The 12,246-nt window shown below is 68.9% G+C and carries 15 protein-coding genes and 1 pseudogene; 7 read left to right on the plus strand and 9 right to left on the minus strand.

Annotated elements, in window-relative coordinates; genetic code table 11:
• Positions 1–496, plus strand: a pseudogene (locus tag A5681_RS16835) (hypothetical protein); the annotation flags it as partial.
• Positions 497–566: 70 nt separating this feature from the next.
• On the opposite strand, the gene A5681_RS16840 reads toward A5681_RS16835, so the two are convergent.
• Positions 567–713: a DUF1059 domain-containing protein gene (locus A5681_RS16840; RefSeq protein WP_067277197.1), complete on the minus strand. Its 147-nt coding sequence runs from the start codon at positions 711–713 to the stop codon at positions 567–569.
• Positions 710–1,300, minus strand: a complete 591-nt coding sequence (locus A5681_RS16845; RefSeq protein WP_067277201.1) for an HhH-GPD-type base excision DNA repair protein — start codon at positions 1,298–1,300, stop codon at positions 710–712. The genes A5681_RS16840 and A5681_RS16845 overlap by 4 nt, the downstream gene beginning before the upstream one ends.
• Positions 1,301–1,388: 88 nt before the next feature.
• Here A5681_RS16845 and A5681_RS16850 point away from each other — a divergent pair, with 88 nt between their 5' ends.
• Positions 1,389–1,922: a nuclear transport factor 2 family protein gene (locus A5681_RS16850; protein ID WP_067277204.1), complete on the plus strand. Its 534-nt coding sequence runs from the start codon at positions 1,389–1,391 to the stop codon at positions 1,920–1,922.
• A gap of 33 nt (positions 1,923–1,955) precedes the next feature.
• Here A5681_RS16850 and A5681_RS16855 read toward each other — a convergent pair whose 3' ends face one another.
• Positions 1,956–2,144 (minus strand): DUF5302 domain-containing protein, encoded by a 189-nt coding sequence (locus A5681_RS16855; protein ID WP_067277207.1) that lies wholly within the window; start codon positions 2,142–2,144, stop codon positions 1,956–1,958.
• A 37-nt stretch (positions 2,145–2,181) separates the two neighbouring features.
• Positions 2,182–2,625, minus strand: coding sequence for a PPOX class F420-dependent oxidoreductase (locus A5681_RS16860; RefSeq protein ID WP_067277210.1), 444 nt, complete (start codon positions 2,623–2,625; stop codon positions 2,182–2,184).
• Positions 2,626–2,700: 75 nt separating this feature from the next.
• Between A5681_RS16860 and A5681_RS16865 the strand changes: the two genes are divergently transcribed.
• Entirely contained in the window at positions 2,701–3,216 is a 516-nt protein-coding gene (locus tag A5681_RS16865; RefSeq protein ID WP_067277212.1) for a DUF1697 domain-containing protein, read from the plus strand.
• 25 nt (positions 3,217–3,241) lie between these two features.
• Here A5681_RS16865 and A5681_RS16870 read toward each other — a convergent pair whose 3' ends face one another.
• Complete coding sequence (locus A5681_RS16870; RefSeq protein ID WP_067277218.1) at positions 3,242–3,607, minus strand: GntR family transcriptional regulator; 366 nt, start codon at positions 3,605–3,607, stop codon at positions 3,242–3,244.
• 37 nt (positions 3,608–3,644) lie between these two features.
• Here A5681_RS16870 and A5681_RS16875 point away from each other — a divergent pair, with 37 nt between their 5' ends.
• Positions 3,645–4,358 (plus strand): SIR2 family NAD-dependent protein deacylase, encoded by a 714-nt coding sequence (locus tag A5681_RS16875; protein ID WP_067277222.1) that lies wholly within the window; start codon positions 3,645–3,647, stop codon positions 4,356–4,358.
• A gap of 10 nt (positions 4,359–4,368) precedes the next feature.
• Here A5681_RS16875 and A5681_RS16880 read toward each other — a convergent pair whose 3' ends face one another.
• Both A5681_RS16880 and A5681_RS16885 read right to left on the minus strand, forming a co-directional pair.
• Positions 4,369–4,998, minus strand: a complete 630-nt coding sequence (locus tag A5681_RS16880) for a class I SAM-dependent methyltransferase (protein ID WP_067277225.1) — start codon at positions 4,996–4,998, stop codon at positions 4,369–4,371.
• A gap of 63 nt (positions 4,999–5,061) precedes the next feature.
• Positions 5,062–7,383, minus strand: coding sequence for an MMPL family transporter (locus A5681_RS16885; protein WP_067277228.1), 2,322 nt, complete (start codon positions 7,381–7,383; stop codon positions 5,062–5,064).
• Between the two features lie 311 nt (positions 7,384–7,694).
• Here A5681_RS16885 and A5681_RS27980 point away from each other — a divergent pair, with 311 nt between their 5' ends.
• Positions 7,695–7,817 carry a hypothetical protein gene (locus tag A5681_RS27980; RefSeq protein WP_003878506.1) on the plus strand — a complete coding sequence of 41 codons (123 nt, stop codon included), beginning with the start codon at positions 7,695–7,697 and terminating at the stop codon, positions 7,815–7,817.
• A gap of 132 nt (positions 7,818–7,949) precedes the next feature.
• Here the strand turns inward: A5681_RS27980 and A5681_RS16890 are convergent, their stop codons facing one another.
• Both A5681_RS16890 and A5681_RS16895 read right to left on the minus strand, forming a co-directional pair.
• The gene (locus A5681_RS16890; RefSeq protein ID WP_067277231.1) at positions 7,950–8,702 is read right to left on the minus strand and encodes a 3-hydroxyacyl-CoA dehydrogenase; all 753 of its coding nucleotides are present in this window, start codon (positions 8,700–8,702) and stop codon (positions 7,950–7,952) included.
• A gap of 43 nt (positions 8,703–8,745) precedes the next feature.
• On the minus strand, positions 8,746–9,831 hold the full coding sequence (locus A5681_RS16895; RefSeq protein WP_067277233.1) for a CaiB/BaiF CoA transferase family protein: 1,086 nt from the start codon (positions 9,829–9,831) through the stop codon (positions 8,746–8,748).
• A 97-nt stretch (positions 9,832–9,928) separates the two neighbouring features.
• Here A5681_RS16895 and A5681_RS16900 point away from each other — a divergent pair, with 97 nt between their 5' ends.
• Both A5681_RS16900 and A5681_RS16905 read left to right on the plus strand, forming a co-directional pair.
• Positions 9,929–10,738, plus strand: coding sequence for an enoyl-CoA hydratase (locus tag A5681_RS16900; protein ID WP_067277235.1), 810 nt, complete (start codon positions 9,929–9,931; stop codon positions 10,736–10,738).
• A gap of 86 nt (positions 10,739–10,824) precedes the next feature.
• Positions 10,825–12,168, plus strand: coding sequence for a DUF2867 domain-containing protein (locus A5681_RS16905; protein ID WP_067277238.1), 1,344 nt, complete (start codon positions 10,825–10,827; stop codon positions 12,166–12,168).
• Positions 12,169–12,246 lie beyond the last annotated feature (78 nt).

Here is a 12,246-nt window from a genome sequence, read left to right on the forward strand (position 1 = left end):
CTCGCCGGGCGCGCCCTGGTTGTGGCTGAAGGCCTGCGCCGCCGCGCCCGCCGCCGCACCCGCGGCGGCTCCCGGGTTCGGCCCCGACGCTCCGCCCACGCAGGACTTCATGTATCCCTCGATCGGCACCAACTGCCTGGCGGACGGCACCAGCGCGATCGCCACGGCGCTGTCGGTGGCGGGTCCGGCGAAGATCCCGACGCCCGGCCCGGGCCCCGGGCAGACCGCCTACGTGTTCACCGCAGTCGGCACCCCTGGACCCGCCGAGGTGCAGAAGCTGCCGTTAAACGTCACCTGGGTGAACCTGACGACGGGTAAGTCGGGGACCGTCGCGCTCAAGCCGCGCACCGATATCAACGCCGACGGGCCGACGACGCTGACCGCGATCGCCGACACCGGGTCCGGCAGCATCATGTCGACCATTTTCGGGCAGGTCACGACCAAGGAAAAGCAGTGCCAATTCATGCCCACCATCGGCTCCACGGTGGTGCCGTAGACCGGCACGGTCCCGCCCTGAGCGCGCGTGTTCCCCACCGGGGGCACGCGCGCTCGCGTGTGGCGAGCGGCTAGTACGCCATGAACAAGATCGCGTCGCGGTCGTACTCGAGACCCGGATGATCGCTGGCGAGATGAGCCTGGGTCAGCTCGACCAGCTCGTCCTCATCCTTGCCGACGATGGCTTCCCCGCACGGACACGTCAGGTGTGTCTTCACGTTGCCGCCCTTCCCTTCTGGTCAGCCTTGGCTGCTGCCTTCATCTGCTTCTTGTACGAACGGACTTTGCCCATCGACTGGGCGTCGACGATGTCGGCGACGGATATGTGGGTGCCGGCCTTGCCGAACTGCCCGGCCGCCGCGCGCCAGCCTTTCGGGGTGACGCCGTACTGCTTGCCCAGCAACGCCAAAAAGATCTGCGCCTTGACGTCGCCGAAGCCGGGCAGCCCCTTGATCCGCCGCAGCAGTTCCTCGCCGTCGGGGTCCCCGGCGGTCCACAGCCCGGCAGCGTCGCCGTCGTAACGGTCCACGATGATCTGGGCCAGGGCCTGGATACGTTTGGCCATCGATCCCGGAAAGCGGTGTATCGCAGGCTTTTCCGAGCACAGCGCGGCGAACTTGTCGGGGTCGTAGTCGGCGATCTCGGCCGCGCTGAAGCTGCCCATCCGGTCCGCGATCTTCTTCGGCCCGGAAAAGGCGGTCTCGAAGGGCACCTGCTGATCGAGAACCATCCCGATGAGCAGGGCCAACGGGTCCTCGTCCAGCAGCGCGTCGGCCTCGGGATCTTGAGCGAGCCAAAGTTTCACCGTCAACGACCTTTCTTCCGCTGAACACCCTAAGACCGATGAACCGTTGTTTGGGAGACTACTCACCGAACCAGCGCGTTATCGTGGCGTGGTGGTGGATGAGGCCCGATTGGCGCTGATGCTGGCCCGCGACGAACTGCATGCCCTCGTCACCGCCTATTGCCGGGCCGTCGACCGCGCCGACTACGAAGCGCTGCGCACCCTCTACCACCCCGAGGCGACCGACTCCCACGGATCGTTTTCGACGGGCGGCGTCGAAGAGTTCATCGCGCAGCTGCGGGCGGCCGAACCGTATGTGCGGGTGTCCCAACACAACGTCACCACAACGAACTTCGTGGTCGAGGGGGACAGCGCCCGAGGGGAGGTCTACTGCCTGGTGTTCCACACCTTCGCCGGGCCCGAGCACGACATCGACGTCATCATCGGCGGCCGGTACCTGGACGACTACACCCGCCACGACGGCCGCTGGAAGTTCAGCCGCCGCACCATCGTGGCGGACTGGGCATACCAGAACGACCCTTCCCGGCTGGACTTCTCGCACCCCAGCACGCGCGGCAGCCTGCGCGGCGAACCGGGCCGGGCGGACCCCTCGATCGGCATGTTTACGCCACCCGAAGGCTGAAAGGCGTTGGGCGGCAGCCGCTAACGGACGATTTCACCCGCTCTTGCGGCGGAACTCGCGGCGGTTCTCCACCGGGCCGTGCGCCCGCGACTGCTTGCCGCCGCTGTCGGTGTGGCCGGCCCCGCCCGACGACTTGGCCATCTTGCGGTCGAGGGCCTCGCGGAACTTGCGCTTGGTGTCGTCGTCCGATTCCGGCGCCTCGGAGGACTTCGATTCAGCCATACCGGCAGCCTAGCCCCCGATGGCCGGAATCGGGCGGCTACCGCACGCCGGGCGGCATGCCGTACACGTGCGAGATCGGCAGGGTGAGCAGCACCCGCCGATCGGTGACCATCGCCTGGCGGTACTCGTCCCAATCCGGGTGTTCCCCGGCGATGTTGCGGTACAAGGCAATCAGCGCCTCGACGGTGTCGTCGTTGGGGTCAGCCGCCGGCGGTGTCAGCGTGGCGGTGCCCTCGGCCACCGCATAGGACCATCCGTCGTCGGCGTCGACCAGGATCGACGCCCGCGGGTCGCGGCGCAGGTTGCGGGTCTTGGCCCGCGGCTCGGTGATCGACACCCGCACGGCCAGGTCACGCGGGTCGAAGTGGTAACTGACGTTGGACAGCTGGGGTCGCCCGTCGCGTTTGATGGTCGCCAACACTCCGAGGGAGTTTCCACTGATCACGGCCAGCAACTTATCGTCGAAAACTTGGCGTCCCATGTCAGCAGCCTACGTCGCGCGTCCAGCGACCGTCCCGGATCGCGCCACCCCGGGCCGCCCTGGTGAAATCGGATCATGACCGAGTACGCCGCATTCCTGCGCGGAGTCAACGTCGGCGGCGTCAACCTGAAGATGAAAGAGGTGGCGAGCGCGCTGACCGAGGCTGGTTTCACCAACGTGCGCACCATCCTGGCCACCGGCAACATCCTGCTGGAGTCGTCCGCCCGCGCCGCGGGGGTGCGCAAGAAGGCCGAAGCCGCGCTGCGCGACAGTTTCGGTTACGACGCGTGGGTGCTCGTCTACGACCTCGACACGGTGCGCGCCGTCGTGGACGCCTACCCGTTCGAGCCCGAGGTCGACGGCTACCAGTCCTACGTCACTTTCGTCGCCGACGCCGCGGTGCTCGACGAACTCGCGGGGCTGGGCGCGGCCGGCGACGAGAAGATCAGCCCCGGCGACGGCGTGATCTACTGGCAGGTTCGCAAGGGCGCCACCCTGGACAGCACGATCGGCAAGACGATGGGCAAGCCCCGCTACAAGTCGTCGACGACGACGCGCAACCTGCGCACGCTGGCCAAGGTATTGCGCTAACGCACTGCGCGCCAGGCGGATTGGCTCAGTCGTCCGGCACGTTGGTCAGGTAGCGCATCGCGTCGGACTTGGTCAGCCCCAGCGCGCGAGCCACCTCCACGTACTCCTTGGCGGCGGCCGCCATCGCGGCGTCGGTGGGGTCGAAGCGGGAGATGAAAGTGCCGAAGCGCCCCCGGGTTTCGACGATCGCCGCCGACTCGAGTTCCCGGTAGGCGCGGGCCACGGTGTTCGCCGCGACCCCCAGCTGGCCGGCCAGATCGCGCACGGTCGGAAGCCGGGTGCCGGGCGGCAGCGCCCCGGCGCGGACGCCGTCGATGACTTGGGTCCTGAGCTGGTCGAACAGCGGCTTGCCCGCCTTGACGTCGACCTTCAGCAAATCCCGCAGCTCCACGTCTTCAGTATGTCCCACGCACGGCTATCTTTGTGGGATGCGAGTAGCGGTGCTGAGCGGCGCGGGGATCTCCGCGGAGAGCGGGGTGCCGACCTTCCGCGACGACAAGAACGGCTTGTGGGCGCGCTTCGACCCGTACGAGCTGTCCAGCACCCAAGGGTGGCGCGACAATCCCGAACGGGTCTGGGGCTGGTACCTGTGGCGCCACTATCTGGTCGCCGACGTTGCGCCCAACACCGGACACCGCGCCATCGCCGCCTGGCAGGACGGCGCCGAGGTCAGCGTCATCACCCAGAACGTCGACGACTTGCACGAGCGCGCCGGCAGCGCGCCGGTCCACCACCTGCACGGCAGCCTGTTCCAATTCCGTTGCGACCGTTGCGGTATGCCGTACACCGGCAAGTTGCCGGAGATGCCCGAACCGACGCTCGAGGTGGAGCCCCCGGTCTGTCAGTGCGGCGGATTGATCCGGCCCGACATCGTGTGGTTCGGTGAGCCGTTGCCCGACGGGCCGTGGCAATCGGCCGTCGAGGCGACCGAGGCCGCCGACGTGATGGTGGTGGTCGGAACGTCGGCCATCGTCTATCCGGCCGCCGGGCTCGCCGAGTTGGCCCTGTCTCGCGGCACGGCCGTCATCGAGGTCAACCCCGAGGTCACCCCGCTGTCGCGGCACGCGACGATCAGCATCCGCGAGACGGCCAGTCGGGCCCTGCCCGGGCTGCTGCAGCGGCTGCCCGCCCTGCTGAAATAGCCCCGCCGAATTACGGCCGGCGGGCGCGGCCCAGCAGGAGCTCCGACACCGGCATCGGCGCCCACGCCGGCAGCGTGAACTCGCGCCGGGACACGTCGACTTCGAAGCCGGCGTCGATGATCTCGCGCTCGGTGTCGCGGTGGGTGTGGCAGTTGCCGAACAACCGCGGCCACAGCGTCGCATCGGCGAACCGCTGCAGGCGGCCACGCGCCCCGGCGCTCGCCACGTGCTCGAGGTACCGCAGCTCGCCGCCCGGGCGCAGCACCGAGTACAGCCGCCGCAGCACACCGCCGGGGTCGCGCACCGAGCACAACACCAGCGAGCACACCACGGCGTCGAACGGCTCGCCGCCGCTGAAGCCCTCGGCCGTCTCGCCCAGCACCACGACGCGGGCGGGCACCACCTCCGCCGCAGCGCGGGCCTGGGCCGCCAGCCGTGGCTCGGGCTCCACGGCGACCACCTCGCGAACCGACTCCGGGTAGTGCGGAAAGTTCGTCCCGATGCCCGCGCCGACTTCCAGCACCCGCCCCGACAACCCGGCCAGATTCTCGCGGCGCATGGCGCGTATCGCCTCGGTTTCGTGGCTGGCGACGACGGGCCAGATGCGTGCGAAGAACGGGTTGTCCACCGCCGTTGTCATACAGGTCAACCTTCCGACTCTTGGCCAAAGAATTAAGGACTTGCCGACGGGCCGGTCGGCGCGTCAGCCGATGTTCGGCACCGGCTCCCCCACCGGCTCACCGTCGACCGGAACCGGCTCGGCGTAGCCGGTCTCGACCGGCCCGCCCTCGTCGATGCCGAACCGGTCGTGCAGCCATGCCAGGGGCTTGGGCGCCCACCAATTCCACCGCCCCGCCACGTGCATGAAGGCCGGCACGACAACCATCCGCACCAGCGTGGCGTCGGCGAAGACGGCGAGCACCAGGCCGAGGCCGAACATCCGCATGAACGACACGTGGGCGGCGATCAGCGCGGCGAACGACATCGACATGACCAGGGCGGCCGCCGTGATCACGCGGCCGGTGCGGGCGACGCCGAGCGCGACGCTCTCGTCGTTGGCGGCGTGCGCCTCCTTCGCGGTCGGGCGCGCCGGGCGCGCCGCCCCGGACGCGAGCCAGTACTCGCGGATACGCGAGAGCAGGAACACCTCGTAGTCCATCGACAGCCCGAAGGCGATGCAGAACAGCAGCACGGGCATGTTGGCTACCAACGTCCCGCTCGGCGTCGTCCCGAGCGCGCCCAGGTGCCCGTCCTGGAAGATCCAGACCAGCGCGCCGAACGCCGCGGTCAGCGACAGGAAGTTGCAGGCCAGAGCCTTGGCCGGCAACAGCACGCTGCCGGTGAGCAGGAACAGCAGCACGAAGGTGACCGCGGCCATCAGCCCGAGGACCAGCGGCAGCAGGTCCGTGACGGCGTCGACGCTGTCACGGTTGACCTGGGCGACACCGCCCATCACGACGGACCGGCCCGCCGGTCCGGGCACCTCGTGCAGCCGCTTGAGTTGAGCGTCGTTCGCCGGGGAGAACAGCGGCGCCGTGCTGCTGACGGTCAGGAAGGCGCTGCCATCGGCCAGCCCGGTGGCCCCGGCCGGGGGCCCGGTCCGGTTGCCTCCGACGAACGTCCCGCCGGGGGCCGAGACCGCCGACACGTCGGGCACCCGCGACAGGTCGGCCGCGTAGCGGTCGAGGTCCGCCGGGCTCAGGCCGCGCGCGTCGGGGACGACGACGGGCACCGACGTCGCGGAGTCGTGCGCGAAGTCGGTGCGTAGCTGGTCACCCACCTGGTGGGACGTCGCCGAACGCGGCAGCACCCGGTCGTCCGGGAAGCCCCATTTCACGCCGATGAACGGAGACCCGAGCAGGAGCAGCAGAGCGACGACGGTCAGACCGATCGGGGCCCAGCGGCGCATCACCAGCTTGGTCGACCGGTACCAGAACAATTGGTCGACGGGCTTGTGCACCGGTTCGGGTCGGCGGAAGACCCGGCGCATCAGCCGGCGCACGTCGAGCGCGTCCAGCCGCGGGCCCAGCAGCACGATGGCGGCCGGGGTGATGACGATCGAGGCGGTCGCGACGAAGGCCACGGTCGCCACGCCGGCGTAGGCGAACGACTTGAGGAAGTACATCGGGAACGCCACGGTCGCCGACATCGACAGCGCCACGGTGACGGCGGAGAACAACACGGTGCGCCCGGAGGTGGCCATGGTCCGGATCAGGGCCTGCTCCCTGTCGCTGCCCTCGGCCAACTCGTCGCGGTAGCGGCTGACGATCAGCAGCGTGTAGTCGATGGCGAGCGCCAGTCCCAACGCGGTGCTCAGGTTCAGCGCGAAGATCGACACCTCGGTTGTGAAGGTGATCAGCCGCAACACCGTCATCGACCCGACGACGGCGAGCGCGCCCAGCGCCATCGGCAACGCGGCCGCCAGCAGTCCGCCGAAGACCCAGATCAGGATCAGGAAGCTCAGCGGTAGCGCGATCATCTCCATCACCAGCAGATCGGCCTGGTTCTGCGTGTTGATCTGGGCGTACTGCATCGCGGCGCCGCCGGCGCGGACGGTGACGCCGTCCCGGTCGTGCACGAATTGGTCGGCGACGGTTTGGGCGTTGCTCTGCGCGTAGTTCTCCCCGCCCTTGAGGTTCACCACGAGCAGGCCGGTCTTGCCGTCGCGGCTGACCAGGTCGGCAGCCGCCTCCGGTGGGACGGTCCACGGCGACGTCGCGTTGTAGACCAACGGGGACTTCTGCAGCTGGTTGGCGAGGTCGGTGCCCACGCTGCGGGCCTGTTCGCTCTCGGTACCGCCGGGCGCGGTCACCAGGATCAGCATTTGTTGACCGCTCTGCCCGAACTTGTCGGTCAGCACCTGGATCGCGCGGGCGGACTCCGAGTCCGGATCCTGAAACCCTCCGGGCGACAGACTCTTGGCGACGGGGACACCGAAGACCGCGGCGGCGATGAAGACCAGGACACCGACTGCGATGATGCGGCGCGGCGCCGCGATGGCCATTCGGGCGATCCCCTGCAGCATTTTCAGCCCTTCCGCCGCCGGTGCCGATCGCACCTGGCGCTGGCGTACCTGCGACAACGTAACAAACGCTAGTTTTCACGCGTCAAACAGAGTCGTTCTTAAACACGGAACGCGGCGGCTGCGGGGTTCAATCGCGACGTTCTAAACCGCTGCGACGCTAAGAGTCCGGCCAGAAAATTGTGCGGCAACTAAGCAGGTCAAGGGGCTAAATGCCGCGGTCGACGGTGTACAACCTACCCGCCGGTAAATTGCCACCATTTTCCGAATCGTGACTCAAAGATTCCTTAATGGTGGCCAATACGCTCAGTGTCATGTGGATCGACGACACAAGTGCCGACGTCATCAAGGTTGACTTCGAAGCCCTCTACCACGGCGACGTGCTGGTGGAAGGCGAGACCTCCGAGCAGTTCGACGAACTGCAAGCGGCGAGCTGAGGTACGACCATGAGCATGCTCGCACGCCTGCTGATGGCCGAACCCGCCGTCAGTCGATGGTTCCGTAAATAAGTTTTCTCTCTGCTACGAAAGCCCCCCGCTCGTCGCGGGGGGCTTTCGTGTCTGCGGGTCTCAGCGCGGCGCCATGCGGATCGCGCCGTCCAGGCGGATCACTTCGCCGTTGAGCATCGGGTTCTCGATGATGTGCACGGCGAGCGCGCCATACTCGTCGGGATCACCTAGCCGGGCCGGGTGCGGCACCTGCTTGCCGAGCGAGGCCTGCGCCTCCTCGGGCAGCGATCCCAGCAGCGGGGTCTTGAACAAGCCGGGCGCGATCGTCACCACGCGGATCAGCTCCCGCGACAGGTCGCGCGCGATGGGCAGCGTCATGCCGACGACCCCGCCCTTGGACGCGGAGTAGGCGGCCTGGCCGATCTGGCCCTCGAACGCGGCGACCGAGGCGGTGTTGATGATGACGCCGCGCTCCTCGCCGATCGGTTCGGTCTTCGCGATGCGCTCGGCCGCCAGCCGCAGCACGTTGAACGTGCCGATCAGGTTGACCCCGACCACCTTTTTGAAGGCGTCCAGCGGGAACGGCCCGTCCTTGGACAGCGTCTTGATGGCGTTGCCGATGCCCGCGCAGTTGACGTTGATGCGCAGCGGGCCCAGCGACTCGGCGGTGTCCAGCGCCTTGCCGACGGCGGCCTCGTCGGTCACGTCGGCCTCGACGAACCGGGCGCGCTCGCCGAGCTCTTGGACGGCCTCCTCACCCCGCAGGTCGATGACCACGACCTGCGCGCCTGCGTCCAACAGCCGCTTGGTGGTGGCCAGGCCCAGGCCCGAGGCGCCCCCGGTGACGACGGCGACGGCGTCCTTGATTTCCATGCGAGTCCTTTCTCGGGATTCCAGCCAACCAGTTGGTTGGCGACTATACCCAGTCGGCGAGCACCGCTTGAACGTCGGGCAGCGGCGAGGCCGGAGGCCGGGGCACGTCCGGGGCGGTCCGGGAGAACCGCGGCGCGGGCAACGGCTGCAGGCCGCCGTCCACCTCGTAGAAGGTGTTCCGTTCGGTGATGTGCGGCTCGGTGTGCACCTCGCCGAACGCCAGGACCGGGGTCACGCAGGCGTCGGAATCGGCGAACACCTTGGCCCAGTGGTCGCGGTCGTGGCCGGCGAACGCCGCCGTCAGCGCGGCGCGCAGCTCGGGCCAGCGGCTGACGTCGTTCTGCGCCGGCAGGTTCGCCGCGTCCAGGCCGAGCCCGGCCAGCATGGCGGCGTAGAACTGCGGCTCGATGGCACCGACGGCAACGTACCGCCCGTCGGCGCACTCGTAGGTGTCGTAATAGGGCGCTCCCCCGTCGAGCATGTTGGTGCCACGCACGTCCGACCACATGCCCAGCGAGCGCATCGACCACATCATCTGGATCAGCATGCTGGAGCCGTCGACCATGGCGGCGTCGATGACCTGACCCTTGCCGGAGTTCTGCCGCTCCCACAACGCGGACAGGATGCCGACCAACAGGAACATCGAGCCGCCGCCAAAGTCGCCCACCAGGTTCAGCGGCGGCACCGGCCGCTCGTTCGCCCGGCCGATGGCGTGCAGGATTCCGTTGAGCGAGATGTAGTTGATGTCGTGGCCCGCCTGCTGGCTGCGTGGGCCGGCTTGCCCCCAGCCGGTCATCCGGGCGTAGATCAGCCGCTCGTTGACCTCGGCGCACTGCTCGGGGCCGAGCCCCAGCCGCTCGGTGACACCGGGCCGGAAGCCCTCGATCAACACGTCGGCCTTGGCGACGAGCTCGAGCACGACGGCGCGGCCCTCGTCGGACTTCAGGTCGACGGTCACCACGCGCCGGTTGCGCAGCATGGCATCCCTGGCGGCCCCGCCCGGCCCGGTCGACGGGCGATCGATGCGCACCACGTCGGCGCCCAGATCCCCCAGGATCATCGCCGCATGCGGGCCCGGCCCGATCCCGGCCAATTCGACGACCCGTAGCCCCTTCAGCGGTCCAGCCACGATCTACCGACCTTTCGTCTGCTCTGACGCCCGTTGTAGTTGGCATCTTCGCAGCCGGGTTCGACGGGCGCGCAGCCCGGTCACCTAGGGTGAGCCCATGCCCGAATCCGCGATCGACACCCTGGCGGCCGTCGCAGGCCTTTCCGTCACCCTGTCCGACGGCGTGCTGTCGGTGACCATCGACCGGCCGGACAGCCTCAATTCCCTGACCGTGCCGGTGATTACCGGCATCGCCGACGCGATGGAACGCGCGGCCACCGACCCGGAGGTGAAGGTGGTGCGCCTGGGCGGTGCGGGCCGCGGATTCTGTTCCGGGGCCGGCATCAGCGCCGACGACGTGTCCGGCACCGGGCTTCCGCCGGACGAGATCGTGCTCGAGATCAATCGGCTGATCCGGGCGATCGCGGCCGTGCCACACCCCGTGGTCGCCGCGGTCCACGGTCCGGCGGCCGGCGTGGGTGTTTCGCTGGCGCTCGCCTGCGACATCGTATTGGCTTCGGAGAGCGCGTTTTTCATGCTCGCCTTCACCAAGATCGGCCTGATGCCGGACGGCGGTGCGTCCGCGCTGATCGCCGCCGCCGTCGGCCGCATCCGGGCGATGCACATGGCGTTGCTGCCCGAACGCCTGCCCGCCGCCGAGGCGCTGTCCTGGGGCTTGGTCAGCGCCGTGTACCCGGCCGACGCGTTCGAGGCCGAGGTGGACAAGGTGATCGCACGCTTGTTGGCGGGGCCCGCGGTCGCGTTCGGCAAGACGAAGCTCGCGATCAACGCGGCCACGCTGCCCCAACTGGATCCGGCCCTGCAGCGCGAATACGAGGGGCAGGTCGTCCTGCTGCGCTCACACGACTTCGTCGAGGGCGCAACCGCTTTCCAGCAGCGCCGCACACCCGACTTCACCGATCGCTGACGCCATTGGCGCTTACGGACGGCCAAAGCCGGTAATCCTCCCCCGCGTCGGGTCCGAATAATTGGCAGGCGACGAACGGAGATTTGATGGCTGGACAGCTGCGCTGTCTCGTGACCGGGGCGACGGGCTACATCGGTGCCCGGCTGGCGCCGCGCCTGCTGGACGAAGGTCACCAGGTTCGCGCCTTGGCCCGCAACCCGGCCAAATTGGACGACGTGCCGTGGCGGCAGCGGGCCGAGGTCGCGCGTGGCGACTTGGGTGATGTCGATTCCCTGGTCGCGGCGTTCGACGGGATCGACGTCGTCTACTACCTGGTCCATTCGATGGGCTCGTCGAAGGATTTCGCCGACGAGGAAGCGCGTGCGGTCGGCAACGTGGTGACGGCGGCGCGGCGCACCGGGGTGCGCCGCATCGTGTACCTGAGCGGGCTGCATCCCGAGGGCGGCAAGCTCTCCCCGCACCTCGAGTCGCGGACGGCGGTCGGCGACGCGCTGATCGCCTCGGGCATCGAAACCGTCGTGCTGCAGGCGGGCGTCGTGGTCGGCTCGGGATCGGCTTCGTTCGAGATGATCCGGCATCTCACCGACCGGTTGCCGGTGATGACCACCCCGAAATGGGTGCACAACAAGATCCAGCCGATAGCCGTGCGCGACGTGCTCTACTACCTGGTCGCCGCGGCCACGGCGCCGGTACCGTCATCGCGCACGTGGGACATCGGCGGTCCGGACGTCCTGGAGTACGGCGACATGATGCGCGTCTACGCCGACGTGGCGGAGCTGGGCAAGCGCTATCTGATCGTGTTGCCGTTTCTCACGCCGACGATCGCCAGCCTCTGGGTGGGGACGGTGACGCCGATCCCGCCGGGGCTGGCGCGGCCACTGATCGAATCGCTGGAGTGCGACGCGGTGATGCGCAACCACGACGTCGACGGCATCATCGAACCGCCGCCCGGCGGCCTGACCGGCTACCGCCGGTCCGTCGAACTGGCGCTCGACCGGGCCGCGCGGGGCGTCCCGGAACCCTCGTGGTCGTCGCTGCGGTCCGAACCGGCCGAGGCGCTGCCCAGCGACCCGGACTGGGCGGGCGAGATCGTCTACACCGATGTGCGCACCGCCGAAACCGCTACCGAACCCGCCAAGGTCTGGCAGGCGGCGGAGAACGCCGTGAATTCGCGGGCGGGCGGCTGGCGGGTCGAGGAGCGGACGCCGGGGGCCCTGTTGCGGCTGCGCTCCACCAAGCGGGCGCCGGGGCGGGAGTGGCTGGAGGTCGCGGTCGCGCCGCGGGACGGCCACGGCAGTCGCTATACCCAGCGGTCCATCTTTCTGCCCCGGGGCATCCCGGGGCGGGTGTACTGGTTCTTCGCGCGGCACGCGCACAACGCCGCGATGCGCGCGCTGGCCCGCGAGGTCGCCGGTTCGGCCGGCGGCTAGATGTACTCGGCAGTCAGGTTGGTGACAGTCGGCTGATCGGGGGTTTACCTCCAATGGCTGAGTGGCGTCGTTGATTGT

The sequence above is a fragment of the Mycobacterium scrofulaceum genome (assembly GCF_001667885.1).
GTDB classification, from domain to species: Bacteria; Actinomycetota; Actinomycetes; order Mycobacteriales; family Mycobacteriaceae; genus Mycobacterium; species Mycobacterium scrofulaceum_C.

Excerpts from the sequence above, each read along its gene's own strand:
- A5681_RS16855 (WP_067277207.1), bottom strand. The coding sequence starts at position 2,144 with ATGGCTGAATCGAAGTCCTCCGAGGCGCCGGAATCGGACGACGACACC.
- A5681_RS16860 (WP_067277210.1), bottom strand. The coding sequence starts at position 2,625 with ATGGGACGCCAAGTTTTCGACGATAAGTTGCTGGCCGTGATCAGTGGA.
- A5681_RS16865 (WP_067277212.1), top strand. The coding sequence starts at position 2,701 with ATGACCGAGTACGCCGCATTCCTGCGCGGAGTCAACGTCGGCGGCGTC.
- A5681_RS16875 (WP_067277222.1), top strand. The coding sequence starts at position 3,645 with ATGCGAGTAGCGGTGCTGAGCGGCGCGGGGATCTCCGCGGAGAGCGGG.
- A5681_RS16880 (WP_067277225.1), bottom strand. The coding sequence starts at position 4,998 with ATGACAACGGCGGTGGACAACCCGTTCTTCGCACGCATCTGGCCCGTC.
- A5681_RS16885 (WP_067277228.1), bottom strand. The coding sequence starts at position 7,383 with ATGCTGCAGGGGATCGCCCGAATGGCCATCGCGGCGCCGCGCCGCATC.
- A5681_RS27980 (WP_003878506.1), top strand. The coding sequence starts at position 7,695 with ATGTGGATCGACGACACAAGTGCCGACGTCATCAAGGTTGACTTCGAA.
- A5681_RS16890 (WP_067277231.1), bottom strand. The coding sequence starts at position 8,702 with ATGGAAATCAAGGACGCCGTCGCCGTCGTCACCGGGGGCGCCTCGGGC.
- A5681_RS16900 (WP_067277235.1), top strand. The coding sequence starts at position 9,929 with ATGCCCGAATCCGCGATCGACACCCTGGCGGCCGTCGCAGGCCTTTCC.
- A5681_RS16905 (WP_067277238.1), top strand. The coding sequence starts at position 10,825 with ATGGCTGGACAGCTGCGCTGTCTCGTGACCGGGGCGACGGGCTACATC.